This window comes from Yersinia enterocolitica subsp. enterocolitica (assembly GCF_901472495.1).
GTDB lineage: Bacteria > Pseudomonadota > Gammaproteobacteria > Enterobacterales > Enterobacteriaceae > Yersinia > Yersinia enterocolitica.
In genome coordinates this window covers 1,189,539-1,203,314 of record NZ_LR590469.1, presented here as the reverse complement: position 1 = coordinate 1,203,314, position 13,776 = coordinate 1,189,539, and the positions used below count along the sequence as shown (strand labels likewise).

Genomic DNA, 13,776 nt, shown 5'->3' with positions numbered 1-13,776 from the left:
TTTAATATGTTAACTTTAGCTCGTTTAATATTTAACTGATTGTAATTATTAATAGGCCAACAATCCATTAGAAGAGATCTTGAGTCAAACAAAAAAGCCCGCACACAGCGGGCTGATTGAAAACGGTTAAGTATTAGAATGCTAGATATTCATGTAGCTGAAAGACTAGCCAATAGTCATCAGACTGGCATTGCCGCCAGCTGCCGCAGTATTGACACTCAGTGAGTGCTCAATGAGTAAGCGCTCCAGCAGAATATTCGTCTCGCCGCGGGCAAAGCCTTGTACCGAGATAATTGGCCCATCAATTTGCGCTATCTGTTCACACAAAATACGGAGTTGATCGGCATCACCGTGATAGATAACACCATCAAAGGCGATATTAGCCGTTTGCCAATCTTTCGTGAGCGTAATACGTGATTTTACAACTGCCGGTAATGTACGGCATAAATCAGTTTGTATCGTGTTTTCTGGCCAGAGAACCTCGCTGCCAATGGCCAGTACCGCCGCCAGTTGTGTCAGGGCATCCGCCTCGGTATCTGCCAGACACAGGATACGCTGACGCGGTAATAGCGCGTAGGTGTTACGTTCGCCGGTTGGCCCCGGTAACACTCGAACAGTTCCACCTTGTGCCAGTTCACCATAACGCCGCGCCAACTGAGCCACGACGGGTTGTTGCTGTTCCTCCGCCCATTTGATCAGGACATGGTGGGCTGTTTGCAGTGCCTCACGGCCTGAGACATTCTGTAACTGCCCGCTATCATGATGGGTGAGGGTGTTTATCACAGCATCTTCCGGGCGGCTACACAGAAGGCGATACAAATACAGTGGGCCACCGGCTTTAGGACCGGTACCTGATAGACCTTCGCCGCCAAAAGGTTGCACGCCAACCACCGCGCCGACCATGTTGCGGTTAACGTAGAGATTACCCACTTTTGCTTTTTCAGTGACCTGAGCAATGGTTTCATCAATACGGGTATGAATACCCAAAGTTAAGCCATAACCAGAGGCATTTATTTGATCAACCAGCGCAGCGAGATTTTGCCGCTGGAAGCGCACCACATGCAGCACCGGGCCGAAGATCTCTTTTTGCAGTTCATCGAAGCTATCCAGCTCTATTAATGTCGGTTTGATAAAGGTACCGCGCTGCCACTCTTTTTCATCCATATTATTGGCTTGGGCGGCTTGATACACTTTGCGCCCTTTGGCGCGCATGGCTTGAATATGCCGCTCAATACCGGCTTTGGCATCCGCATCGATTACTGGCCCGATATCTGTAGACAGGCGCTCGGGGTTACCCATGCGGCATTCAGCCATGGCACCACGCAGCATCTGTAACGTGTGTTCAGCCACATCATCCTGAATGCAGAGAATGCGTAAAGCCGAGCAGCGCTGACCGGCGCTATCAAAGGCCGACGCCACGACATCAGTCACCACCTGTTCAGTGAGTGCAGATGAATCAACTATCATGGCATTCAAGCCGCCGGTTTCTGCAATCAGCGGGGTTGGGCGGCCTTGTGGGTCAAGTCTACCGGCGATGCTGCGCTGTAAAATAGCCGCAACTTCGGTTGAACCGGTAAACATCACGCCGCGCACACGGGCATCATTCACCAAGGCAGCGCCGACGCTATCACCTCGACCGGGCAGCAGTTGCAGCACACCTTGCGGGATGCCAGCTTCCAGTAGGATCCGCACGGCCTGTGCCGCAACCAGCGGAGTTTGCTCAGCCGGTTTTGCTAACACACTATTACCAGCGGCTAATGCCGCGGCAATCTGGCCAGTGAATATGGCCAACGGGAAGTTCCACGGACTGATACAAACCACCGGCCCGAGTGGACGATGGCTGTCATTGGAGAAGTTATCTCGCACCATTCCTGCATAATAATGTAGGAAATCAACGGCTTCACGCACTTCTGCAATGGCATTGTTGAAGGTTTTACCGGCTTCACGTACCAGTATCCCCATCAATGTTTGCATCTGGTTTTCCATCAATTCAGCGGCACGCACTAAAATTGCGGCTCGCTCAACGGGCGGGGTTGCAAACCAAATCGCACCAGCGCTGGCGGCGGCATCCAATGCGCGGCTGACTTCGGCATCTGTTGCTTCACGAACATAACCAATAATATCAGTCGGTTCTGCCGGGTTGATAACAGGGTGTTCCATGCTATTACCCAGCTCTGTACCACTATCAAGCTCAGCATCAATCAGTGGTTCAGCTCGCCAGACTTGGCTGGCACTGGTCAGTAATGCACTGGAAAGTGAAGCCAAACGGTGCTCGTTTGACAAATCCAAACCGCTGGAATTGGCGCGTTCCTTGCCATATAACTCACGCGGTAATGGAATGCGGGGATGCGGTAAACTGAGTTGGCCTTCGCTGGCAGCGATAGCCTCTACTGCACTGACTGGATCCGCGACTAATTCATCGAGCGGTAAAGTGGCATCGGCAATTCGGTTGACAAATGAAGTATTCGCACCGTTTTCCAACAGGCGGCGAACCAGATAAGCCAGTAGGGTTTCATGGGTGCCGACAGGTGCATAGATACGGCATGGGCGGTTAAGTTTACCATCCGCCACTTTGCCAACCACCTGCTCATACAGCGGCTCTCCCATGCCATGCAAGCATTGGAACTCATACTGACCGGGATAGTAGTTCTGCCCAGCAAGATGATAAATCGCCGATAGGGTGTGGGCGTTATGTGTCGCAAATTGTGGGTAAATCAGGTTAGGAACCGCCAGTAACTTGCGCGCGCAGGCCAGATAAGAAACATCGGTATAAACCTTGCGGGTATAAACCGGATAACCTTCTAAACCATCAACTTGAGCGCGTTTAATCTCACTGTCCCAATAGGCTCCTTTAACCAAACGGATCATCAAGCGACGGCGGCTGCGCTGCGCCATATCAATCACCGCATCAATGGTGAATGGGCAGCGTTTCTGGTATGCCTGTATAACAAAGCCGATACCATTCCAACCGGCTAATTTTGGCTCAAAACAGAGTTTTTCCAGCAGATCGAGTGAAATTTCCAGACGATCGGCTTCTTCTGCATCAATGTTAATTCCAATATCATACTGACGCGCTTGTAAAGTCAGCGATAACAACCGCGGATAAAGCTCATCCATTACGCGCTCATATTGGGCGCGGCTATAGCGTGGATGCAGAGCCGAGAGTTTGATGGAAATCCCCGGCCCTTCATAAATACCGCGGCCATTTGACGCTTTGCCGATAGCATGAATAGCCTGCTGGTAAGAGAGCAAATAGGCCTGAGCATCTGCTTCCGTCAATGCAGCCTCACCCAACATATCGTAGGAGTAACGGAACCCTTTATCTTCTAACTTGCGCGCATTGGCTAAGGCTTCTGCAATGGTTTCGCCGGTGACAAATTGCTCGCCCATCAAGCGCATCGCCATATCCACACCCTTGCGGATCAGCGGCTCGCCCCCTTTGCCGATAATGCGGTTCAATGAGCTGGAAAGCTTGGCTTCATTGTGGGTAGAAACCAGATGGCCGGTAAACAATAAACCCCAGGTAGCCGCGTTGACGAACATGGATGGGCTGCGCCCCAGATGGGAGTGCCAGTTTCCATTGCTAATTTTATCGCGGATCAGCGCGTCGCGGGTTGGTTTATCAGGGATACGCAGCAGCGCTTCTGCCAGGCACATCAATGCCACACCCTCTTGAGAAGAGAGAGAAAACTCTTGCAACAAGCCTTGCACGATACCGGCCCGGCCATTGGCACTTTTTTGATTACGCAATTTTTCGGCAATGGAATAGGCGAGCTTATGTGTCGCCTGAGCCAAATCTTCGGGTAAGCGTGCTTGTTCCAATAACATCGGAATAGCTTCGGTTTCCGGGCGGCGATAGGCCGCTGTAATGGTTGCGCGGCTAACCGATTGTGGCAACACTTGTTCGGCGAAATCTAAGAAAGGTTGGTGCACACTTTCAATGACTTGCGGCATAATGTCGTCCGTTTCAGACGAGGAGGATATCTGTGCTGTTGGAAGTTCCGGTAATTCGTTGTTATTTTCCAGCCGCTCCAGATAGTTAAAAATGGCCTGTTTGATCAGCCAGTGCGGTGTGCGGTCAATACGCTGTGCGGCGGCCTTAATGCGGTCACGTGTCGCTTCATCGAGTTTCACGCCCATTGTGGTGCTACCCATGCTGTCTGGCTCCTGAATTAAGGGGAGTTATGATTTTATTTCAGACAATATCATGCATGTTGCAACTTTGTGCAACCGTGTTAAATCATGTATGTAATCGAAGTGTGAATTTAGTCTTGTTTTTAACAATTTCAAAAGATAAACAATATTCAAATATGAAGTAGTCGAGCGATTAACGCTAATAATGATAGGATTTTTAGGGGGTTTACCTCAGGTGTAACTCATTTTCTTATGTTTGGTGTCACCGCCGACAGAGGTTAATGTGATGCAGGGTAAGTTTTTTGTAAAAAAATTGTTTAAATTCTTGTAGGGCAAGAAAGGACTCCTCTAGGATAGCAACCGCGAGCTAGCTATTGGCTAGCGAATAGTTGTGTTGCTAGTCAATTTCAGATTTTAGCGTTCATCTCTGGTGCAACTCAGTGTCACGTTCCGACCGGCCAGAGATAAAGCATGATGCCGTGCTGTGCGGTATGCATGGAAAAAGCGAGATATATTAAAACGATAATATGCACTATGGAGATGTTGCATGACCATGAACACGCCAATGCTGGTGACTTTTTTAGTTTATATTTTTGGGATGATACTTATTGGGCTTGTGGCCTATCGTGCAACCAAGAGTTTTGATGACTATATTCTGGGCGGCCGCAGTTTAGGGAGTGTAGTGACGGCGTTGTCAGCCGGTGCTTCCGATATGAGTGGCTGGTTATTAATGGGGTTACCGGGAGCGATTTTCCTGTCTGGCATCTCCGAGAGTTGGATAGCTATCGGTTTAACCATTGGCGCTTATTTTAACTGGAAATTGGTAGCTGGCCGTTTACGGGTTCATACCGAAGCTAATAATAATGCGCTGACATTGCCGGATTATTTCACCAGCCGTTTTGAGGATAAAAGTAAACTTCTGCGCGTCATATCAGCCGTGGTGATTTTAGTATTCTTTACGATTTATTGTGCTTCCGGGATTGTTGCCGGTGCGCGGTTATTCGAAAGTACCTTTGCGATGAGTTATGGCACGGCCTTGTGGGCCGGTGCAGCCGCTACCATTGCGTATACCTTTATTGGTGGTTTCCTGGCGGTGAGTTGGACAGACACTGTGCAGGCGACACTGATGATTTTTGCCCTGATCCTGACGCCAATTATCGTGATTTTAGCCGTCGGTGGTATTGATACCTCGATTATGGTTATTGCGGCGAAAAACCCTGCCAATATTGATATGTTCAAAGGGCTGAATCTGGTTGCTATCCTTTCTCTGCTCGGTTGGGGTTTAGGCTATTTTGGTCAGCCACATATTCTGGCGCGTTTTATGGCGGCAGACTCCCATCGCACTATTCGCAGCGCTCGCCGCATTAGTATGACTTGGATGATCCTGTGTTTGGCGGGGACTATTGCTGTCGGCTTCTTCGGCATTGCCTATTTTGAGAACAATCCACAATATGCGGGAAGTGTGACGCAAAATGGCGAACGCGTATTTATTGAATTAGCCAAGCTGCTGTTCAATCCGTGGATAGCGGGTATTTTACTGTCGGCCATTCTGGCTGCGGTAATGAGTACGTTAAGCTGCCAGTTACTGGTGTGCTCCAGTGCATTAACCGAAGATTTGTACAAAGCGTTCTTACGTAAAAAAGCCAGCCAGAAAGAATTAGTCTGGGTGGGCCGTGCCATGGTGTTGCTGGTGGCGCTGATTGCCATCGCGTTAGCAGCGGATCCAGATAATCGGGTGCTTGGTTTGGTGAGTTATGCTTGGGCGGGCTTCGGTGCAGCATTTGGGCCAGTGGTTTTGATTTCAGTTATGTGGCCACGGATGACCCGCAACGGTGCGCTCGCGGGGATGCTGATCGGCGCTATTACCGTGATGGTCTGGAAGCAATATGCCTGGTTAGATTTATACGAAATCATCCCTGGCTTTGTATTTGCCAGTATCGCGATTGTGGTGGTGAGTTTACTGGGGCGTGCTCCGAGTCCTGCCATTACTGAACGTTTCCGTCAGGCGGAAGCGGAATTCAAAACCGTCTAAAATACCCGTCATGAGGACAGAAAATGTCTATCGTGGTGGGGGTACTCTAAAACCGGGCTTGATTGCCCTGAGGGATCCCCACAAAATCACCATTAATAAACTAGCACCATATTTCGGTAGACTCTGGCAAGGTGATTAAGTGCACTATTCAGTGCTATTCGTCGCAATATTAGCGGAGAGTGTCTTAAGACATTCTCTGCTAACGTCAGATAAGATATGACCCGCCTCGACTTCACACTGTTAGCCTGATACCTCACATGTAATCCTTTATTTTCAAAATGATACCCCATTAACCACATCACAATTGTACTTAACGTTGCTAACAGGCTCAGGACCTGCATTCGCTCCGTTGTTCTGCTGCGGCTTGCACGCAAACCAAATCCAAAGCGCTCACTTTTTTCATCACGGAAATTTTGCTCTATTTGCATTCTTCTGCTGTATATTTTCATGACTTCACGGGGCCTGAAGTTGTCGCTACTGGTAAACAGTAGCCAGGGTGTTTTGGCTGATGAGCGGCCGTCACGCTCTTGTTTGTAGCGTTTTATCCTGCCACGGGAACGTCTGTTTTTTCTACCTTTAGGGGCTTTCTTATAAAGATAAAAATGGCCTTCGCAGCGGGCATATTGAGTACGTGACAACGTACCCGGCCCCAAATATTCGGGCTGGCTTCTGGCCTGAAGTTCCTGTGGTTTGTACCAGATATCACCCTCCCGATGCAGTCGAAGTCGTGTATATCCCCTTATTCTTCCGACAAAATCCCAGCCTAATGATTTTATATGTTTGAACCAGGCATTTTGGAAACCTGCATCGGTAACAATAATAACTCTGGCATCGGGATTAACGGCTCGGGCAAATGCATTTAAAAATGTTTTATGAATTTGTTCGCTCTGCTGTTCAGCCGACGGAACAATCTGACTTAACAAAGGAATGGAGCGGCCATCACAAATTAAACTGGCCCGGAGAATGTGGTATTCATGCGAGTGATATCCACTCCAGTCAACAGCAACCACGCACAGAGATAATTTCCGGGTCAGCATAGCTATAATATTATTGAAAATCAGTGGAATATCACGATGAAGAGACTCATTTCCCAGCAAACGGTCCACGCGTTTAATTTTGTTTTTAACCTGAGCCTGACCCGGTAAGAAACGGCCGATACTGGTTAGAGTGAGTGAAGCTCCATTGATTAAAGCAACAGTGGCATCCATCAGGGCGCTTTGCCGGTATTTATGAAATGGTGCTAAGGCATTCTGGAAAAAATTTTGGCATACTTTACGAACAAGCATAGCGGTAATCTCATTGAATTGGTGGAGCAATCAGTAGATCACATCACGCTATGCCTGTCTTGTTTTCTGCGGATTCTTCAGGGCTTGATTGCCCGGTCTATTTCAATCCGGTTGTCATCTCTTGTGGTATTCACGTCTATCGTGCTGATGTATGAAGTCAAAATAAGCCAGCCAACTGAAGTTTACTTTTGCTAAAAAAAGAAGAATATTCCGGTTTTATATTCTATAGCTTTATTAATCATGGATAATAACTGTTTAATAGAATGATCGGAATGGTCAAAGCTTTTCTCAAGCATGTTCTTGGCTTTTACTAAAGTATCCACTCCAATTAAAGATTCATCTTCATAAATATCAATATTTACTCCAAGGGAGTCATTTAATTTATCAAACACACCCGAATTCCATATCTTTTCAAACTCTGGCTCATCAAGGTTCATTTCAATTAAATCACCCTCTACGCATTCATCAAAATCAAGGCGATTCATTGCCTCAGTGCTCACAGGTACAGTAATTGATTTCATTTCTTATTCTCCTTTGATTTTAAAGTGAGTTATTTCGTTATACTCGCTTTGGTTTCTGCCTGTAAGCTTCCCATTTTCAAGCGCTTTGTTATTAGGAATATTTCCTTCAAGATCTAAATATGCTCTTTTCCCCACAATTGATGGGTCATAGATCCTAAAGTACTTCCCGCTTATATCTTCTACCACCTGAACACCGGTTTCCGGGTTAGTATATATGCGTTTCCCTTTATCCGTTGTGGTTACCGTAGGGGAAGTGCCTGCAAACTTGTGTACTGCCGTACTTAATTCACCCTCAGGCCAATTCTTAGCGAATTTTGCCGCTCTTTCGGCACCTTTGAACGATTTTTGTAACTTTTCAGTTTCATCAAGGATATTGACTGATCTGGCACTTTTCATACCTAACAAAACAGAGGATGCCGCTATTGCAGCACCGACGGTTTGCTTATTCAATACCTGTTCAAAACCTTTACTCGCATCATCGCCTAAATCTTGGGCTGTCTTCGTATAGCCTTCAATATTTCCGTTGTAAACACCCCCGGCAGCCAGCAGACGCCCCGCAGCCTTGGTGTTAATAGTACGGAAGGCTTGCTGTGCTGGCAAATCTGGCTCAGAAGCACGTACCAAGCGCTGAATCTGTGTTGGCCGTGGCTTTCCTCCAGAGCGTTGGTAATCCGTTCGACTCACCGAATTATTGTATTCAGCGATAATTTTTTTCGCACCATCAAAACGAAAACCAAGTGAGTCAGTGCATATCAACTTACCGTCGTCATCAATATAAAACAGCCGGGCAGGGCCATGAATATCGCTAAGCATGACGATATCGCCGGAAAAGACCATTTTTTCCAGTTTGTCTTTTTCCCGAGCCCCACGCGATGGTCTCAAATGTGAGGCAGCCCTGTTTTCACGCATATTAATAATGTAACGACCATTATTATTACGGTCATCAAATTCATATTCACGGCAGATACGTGACCATGCAGCGTACGCGCTTATTATGCGCTCATACTCTTCGGGGGGAAGATTATCCCGTGACAGACAATATAAATCATTGCCGGGTAAGCTAAGACTCATATCCATTTCCTTATGGCGTTGACTAAAACTGTGTGACTGTATATCTATTACTGAGCATATTTTCTACAAGAAAGCTCTGTATTTAGTCTTCTCGCGGAGTAAATATTTTTTCTTATCTCTGATAAAGACAAATAAATAAAAATTCGATGTTTGGGTATCGTTGCTACATTGATTGTTTTAACGAGATTCAGATTGCGAAATCTTTACGAGTAATTCCAAATTAATTGATGACTATTTGAAACGAAATGATGGAGTGCTATCGCCTTTCGGAAAATATCAGACAATACCGCTCGTGTAGTGGCGACTATAGTTTTTTGTCCTGTGCCACCCAATACGCCAAAAAATCGGCATTATGGCGCGTTAGCAGGATCACCACATGAGCGATCGGTTGCTGGTGAACTGGCATCATAAAATGATGGACTCAACACCGGATGATTTGGTCAATAACCGGTTGCAACCGCACAACTTCATGGGCAGTCCAGAAAATAGGTTTTTTTATCAAAAAAACGGCCAGTTCTTAATAAACGTATTAATTCGTATCCTGATGAATTTATTTACTATTTAACTCAACGGAAACAACTTGCCACAGTTTGCTTAACAATATTCCTATTCAGCCTCTTGAATTTCTTTTTGCCAGAATGATAATCACTATCGTTTTACTTTTCCTTACGTAAATTGACAATATTCTTATTCGCATATTCTACTGCCCACCGCAGGGGTGTTTAGCATGTTTGTCCCATTTCTTATTATGTTTCGTGAAGGGCTGGAGGCAGCGCTGATTGTCAGCCTGATCGCCAGTTATCTTAAACGTACTCAGCGCGGTCAATGGATGGGGGCAGTATGGGTGGGGGTTATCACTGCCGCCGCACTTTGCCTGGCTATCGGTATCTTTATTAATGAAACCACTGGTGAGTTCCCGCAAAAGCAGCAAGAGCTGTTCGAAGGGATTATCGCGGTGGTGGCAGTTTGCATATTAACCTATATGGTTTTTTGGATGCGCAAAGTCTCCAAGTCAGTCAAAGTTCATTTAGAAGGTGCCATTGATAACGCCCTAAACGTTGAGGGTAAAAAAGGCCGTGGTCAGGGATGGGCATTAGTCGCAATGGTATTTTTTGCTGTGGCGCGCGAAGGTCTGGAGTCAGTTTTCTTTTTATTGGCTGCTTTTCAGCAGGATGTCGGTATTGGCGCACCCGTCGGCGCAATATTGGGTTTGAGCTGCGCTATTTTGGTTGGTATGGCTATCTACTGGGGGGGCGTTAAGTTACATCTGGCTAAATTCTTCAAATGGACCAGCTTGTTTATTTTGTTTGTGGCCGCCGGTCTTGCTGCCGGAGCAATCAGAGCCTTCCATGAAGCTGGATTGTGGAACCACTTCCAGGATATCGCATTTGACCTGACCGATGTGCTCTCAACACACTCATTATTGGGTACCTTCCTCGAGGGCATGTTCGGTTATCAGGAAGCCCCTACCGTTAGTGAGGTCGCGGTCTACTTTATCTATCTGATTCCGGCATTGATTTTCTTTTTCCTTCCACCACGCGCCACGGCGGCTTCAACCGTACCGGCTGCGCGGAAAACTAACCAATAATTTAGGGATTTATCACATGTCTAACCGGTTCTTCCGTCGCACAGCTCTACATGCCGCTTTATTGGCACTGCCAGTTTTCGCTATTAGCGCACAGGCTGCTGATATTCCTCAGGTTAAAATTACAGTTAATGATAAGCAGTGTGAGCCAATGGCGCTGTCTATTCCTGCCGGTAAAACACAGTTTATTGTGCACAATGCCAGCCAAAAAGGGCTGGAGTGGGAGATCCTGAAAGGGGTCATGGTGGTTGAAGAACGTGAGAACATCGCGCCAGGTTTTACTCAGAAAATGACAGCCAATCTGGAACCGGGTGAATACGATATGACCTGCGGTTTACTGAGCAACCCGAAAGGCAAGCTGACAGTGACTGCTGCGGCCAGTACTGACACGGCGACCAAACCGGATGCAATGGCATTGGTTGGGCCAATCGCCGAGTATAAAGTCTATGTAACACAAGAAGTTGCCCAGTTAGTGACCCAAACCAAAACCTTCACCGATGCAGTGAAAAAAGGCGATTTGGCATTAGCGCGCAAACTCTATGCACCGACCCGTCAGCATTATGAACGTATCGAGCCAATTGCTGAGTTATTCTCTGATTTAGATGGCAGTATTGATGCCCGTGAAGACGATTTTGAACAGAAAGCGGCAGATCCGAAATTTACCGGTTTCCACCGCTTAGAGAAAATCCTATTTGGTGACAATACCACCAAAGGAGCGGATCAATTCGCCAACCAACTGTATCAAGACACGTTGGAACTGCAAAAACGGATAGCGGGTCTGACATTCGCGCCAAACAAAGTGGTGGGCGGGGCGGCAGCTCTCATTGAAGAAGTGGCAGCCAGTAAAATTAGCGGTGAAGAAGATCGCTACAGCCGCACTGACTTATGGGACTTCCAGGCGAACGTTGATGGCGCACAGAAGATTGTTAATCTGCTGCGGCCGTTATTGGAAAAAGCGGACAAGCCGTTGTTGGATAAAATTGATGCCAACTTCAAAACGGTTGATAGCGTATTAGCAAAATACCGCACCAAAGATGGCTACGAATCTTATGAGAAGTTAACTGATGCTGATCGCAATGCGATGAAAGGGCCAATTACGGCACTGGCGGAAGACCTTGCTCAACTGCGTGGCGTATTGGGTCTGGACTGAGGATTAAAATGAGTAAGAAAACCGGCCCGCAACACGGGCCGTATCAGCAAGATAACGGGGCGGAATTGCCGTCGCGTCGGCGTTTGCTCCTTGGTATGGGCATGATGAGTGGGGCATTGGCGCTCGGCGGGGCAAAAATAGCCCGCGCGGCCGATTGCCCCACACCCGAATCCGTGCAAGATGAACGTTGGCAGAAGCAGCCCTTCTACGGACAACATCAAGCCGGTGTATTAACCCCACAGCAAGCTGCAATGATGCTGGTGGCATTTGATGTGCTGGCAACCGATAAAGCAGCATTAATCCGGTTATTTACGTTATTAACGGCACGAATTGCTTTTCTGACCACAGGCGGGCATGCGCCGTCGGTTAACGCGAAATTGCCGCCACTGGATTCGGGCATTATGGGGCCAGAAATTTACCCCGATAATCTGACGATCACGGTTTCCGTCGGTGACTCACTGTTTGACGAGCGTTTTGGCTTGCAAGGAGAAAAACCCCTACGGCTGCAAAGAATGACTCGTTTCCCCAATGATTCACTGGATGCTGGCTTGTGCCACGGTGATGTGTTGCTGCAAATTTGCGCGAATACCAATGAAACCGTGATTCATGCTCTGCGCGATATAATCAAACACTCGCCGGATCTTCTCAGTGTGCGCTGGAAACGTGAAGGGTTTATTTCTGCCCATGCTGCTCGCAGCAAAGGTAAAGAAACGCCAATCAACTTGTTGGGTTTTAAAGACGGAACCGCGAATCCGAAAACCAGTGATAAACCGCTGATCAACCAAGTGGTTTGGGTCCAGGAAAACGCCGGAGAACCTGCCTGGGCGGTCGGTGGTAGTTATCAGGCGGCGCGGATTATCCGTTTCAAAGTGGAATTCTGGGATCGGACTCCCTTGCAAGAGCAGCAAACTATTTTTGGTCGCGATAAGCACAGTGGCGCGCCTTTGGGCATGGTACATGAACATGATGAACCGGATTACACCACAGACCCAGATGGCAAAGTGATTAAGATGGATGCACATATTCGGCTGGCAAATCCACGCACCGCTGAAACCCAGGATAACTTGATGCTGCGCCGTGGCTACAGCTACTCGCTGGGGGTATCAAATTCGGGACAACTGGATATGGGGCTATTATTTGTCTGCTACCAATCTGATTTGGAAAAAGCTTTTCTGACCGTACAAAAACGGCTGAATGGGGAAGCGCTGGAAGAGTATGTGAAACCGATTGGCGGGGGCTATTTCTTCGTCTTACCGGGGGTAGCGGATACCACTCACTATCTGGCGCAAGGGCTACTGGAAGCTTGATATTGAAACAAAAATAGCAATTGAGCACCGCTGTTGCGCGGTGCTTTTTTATTACGGGTTAACGGGCTAATTTCGCGGTAATCTTCGCCACATGTTCGCCCTGGAAACGGGCGATGGCGAGCTCCTCAGCGCTTGGCTGGCGGGAACCATCACCACCAGCAATAGTGGTAGCGCCATAAGGCGTGCCACCGCGGGTCTGCGAAACATCAAACAATTCTGTAGCGCCATAGCCGATCGGCACAATAATAAAACCGTGGTGGGCTAATGTGGTCCAGGTTGAGGTGATGGTGTGTTCTTGCCCGCCGCCCGTACCGGTAGAAGCAAATACACTGGCGACTTTGCCGTACAGTGCGCCCGATGCCCACAGCCCGCCAGTTTGGTCAAGGAATGTACGCATCTGCCCGGCCATATTACCAAAGCGGGTTGGCGTACCGAAAATGATGCCATCGTAATCGGCCAACTCTTGTGGTGTTGCTACTGGTGCTTTCTGATCAGTTTTACCACCGGCTTTGGCAAAAGCATCTGCGGGCATGGTTTCCGGCACGCGCTTAATGGTCACTTCAACACCGTCAACCTTTTGGGCACCTTCGGCAATTGCGCTGGCAAGTGTCTCGATATGTCCATACATGGAATAATAAAGCACTAGAATTTTCGCCATCTCGCTTCTCTCCAATCATATTTATTGAATAA

General features: G+C 47.8%; 10 protein-coding genes. 5 read left to right on the top strand and 5 right to left on the bottom strand.

Features of this window, described 5'->3' with window-relative positions; genetic code table 11:
- Positions 1-165: 165 nt before the first annotated feature.
- A complete protein-coding gene (putA, locus tag FGL26_RS05600; protein ID WP_138060223.1) occupies positions 166-4,155 on the bottom strand; it encodes a trifunctional transcriptional regulator/proline dehydrogenase/L-glutamate gamma-semialdehyde dehydrogenase in 3,990 nt (1,329 codons plus the stop codon).
- 526 nt (positions 4,156-4,681) lie between these two features.
- On the opposite strand from putA, the gene putP reads away from it, so the two are divergent.
- A complete protein-coding gene (gene putP / locus FGL26_RS05595) occupies positions 4,682-6,166 on the top strand; it encodes a sodium/proline symporter PutP (RefSeq protein ID WP_005170038.1) in 1,485 nt (494 codons plus the stop codon).
- A gap of 92 nt (positions 6,167-6,258) precedes the next feature.
- Here putP and FGL26_RS05590 read toward each other — a convergent pair whose 3' ends face one another.
- The 3 genes from FGL26_RS05590 to FGL26_RS05575 form a co-directional block, all read right to left on the bottom strand.
- A complete protein-coding gene (locus FGL26_RS05590) occupies positions 6,259-7,452 on the bottom strand; it encodes an IS4 family transposase (RefSeq protein ID WP_138060222.1) in 1,194 nt (397 codons plus the stop codon).
- Between the two features lie 191 nt (positions 7,453-7,643).
- Positions 7,644-7,973, bottom strand: a complete 330-nt coding sequence (locus tag FGL26_RS05580) for a hypothetical protein (protein ID WP_005170022.1) — start codon at positions 7,971-7,973, stop codon at positions 7,644-7,646.
- A gap of 3 nt (positions 7,974-7,976) precedes the next feature.
- A complete protein-coding gene (locus FGL26_RS05575) occupies positions 7,977-9,044 on the bottom strand; it encodes a DUF8093 domain-containing protein (RefSeq protein ID WP_005170020.1) in 1,068 nt (355 codons plus the stop codon).
- Between the two features lie 376 nt (positions 9,045-9,420).
- Here FGL26_RS05575 and FGL26_RS05570 point away from each other — a divergent pair, with 376 nt between their 5' ends.
- The 4 genes from FGL26_RS05570 (at position 9,421) to efeB (ending at position 13,086) form a co-directional block, all read left to right on the top strand.
- Positions 9,421-9,609: a hypothetical protein gene (locus FGL26_RS05570; RefSeq protein ID WP_005170017.1), complete on the top strand. Its 189-nt coding sequence runs from the start codon at positions 9,421-9,423 to the stop codon at positions 9,607-9,609.
- A gap of 162 nt (positions 9,610-9,771) precedes the next feature.
- A complete protein-coding gene (gene efeU, locus FGL26_RS05565) occupies positions 9,772-10,632 on the top strand; it encodes an iron uptake transporter permease EfeU (RefSeq protein ID WP_005170014.1) in 861 nt (286 codons plus the stop codon).
- Positions 10,633-10,648: 16 nt separating this feature from the next.
- Positions 10,649-11,779: an iron uptake system protein EfeO gene (gene efeO, locus FGL26_RS05560; RefSeq protein ID WP_005170011.1), complete on the top strand. Its 1,131-nt coding sequence runs from the start codon at positions 10,649-10,651 to the stop codon at positions 11,777-11,779.
- An 8-nt stretch (positions 11,780-11,787) separates the two neighbouring features.
- Positions 11,788-13,086, top strand: coding sequence for an iron uptake transporter deferrochelatase/peroxidase subunit (efeB, locus tag FGL26_RS05555; RefSeq protein WP_005170009.1), 1,299 nt, complete (start codon positions 11,788-11,790; stop codon positions 13,084-13,086).
- A 58-nt stretch (positions 13,087-13,144) separates the two neighbouring features.
- On the opposite strand, the gene wrbA is transcribed toward efeB, so the two are convergent.
- Positions 13,145-13,744, bottom strand: coding sequence for an NAD(P)H:quinone oxidoreductase (wrbA, locus tag FGL26_RS05550; protein WP_005170008.1), 600 nt, complete (start codon positions 13,742-13,744; stop codon positions 13,145-13,147).
- Positions 13,745-13,776 lie beyond the last annotated feature (32 nt).

Excerpts from the sequence above, each read along its gene's own strand:
- FGL26_RS05590 (WP_138060222.1), bottom strand. The coding sequence starts at position 7,452 with ATGCTTGTTCGTAAAGTATGCCAAAATTTTTTCCAGAATGCCTTAGCA.
- putA (WP_138060223.1), bottom strand. The coding sequence starts at position 4,155 with ATGGGTAGCACCACAATGGGCGTGAAACTCGATGAAGCGACACGTGAC.
- FGL26_RS05580 (WP_005170022.1), bottom strand. The coding sequence starts at position 7,973 with ATGAAATCAATTACTGTACCTGTGAGCACTGAGGCAATGAATCGCCTT.
- FGL26_RS05575 (WP_005170020.1), bottom strand. The coding sequence starts at position 9,044 with ATGAGTCTTAGCTTACCCGGCAATGATTTATATTGTCTGTCACGGGAT.
- efeU (WP_005170014.1), top strand. The coding sequence starts at position 9,772 with ATGTTTGTCCCATTTCTTATTATGTTTCGTGAAGGGCTGGAGGCAGCG.
- efeB (WP_005170009.1), top strand. The coding sequence starts at position 11,788 with ATGAGTAAGAAAACCGGCCCGCAACACGGGCCGTATCAGCAAGATAAC.
- wrbA (WP_005170008.1), bottom strand. The coding sequence starts at position 13,744 with ATGGCGAAAATTCTAGTGCTTTATTATTCCATGTATGGACATATCGAG.
- FGL26_RS05570 (WP_005170017.1), top strand. The coding sequence starts at position 9,421 with ATGAGCGATCGGTTGCTGGTGAACTGGCATCATAAAATGATGGACTCA.
- efeO (WP_005170011.1), top strand. The coding sequence starts at position 10,649 with ATGTCTAACCGGTTCTTCCGTCGCACAGCTCTACATGCCGCTTTATTG.
- putP (WP_005170038.1), top strand. The coding sequence starts at position 4,682 with ATGACCATGAACACGCCAATGCTGGTGACTTTTTTAGTTTATATTTTT.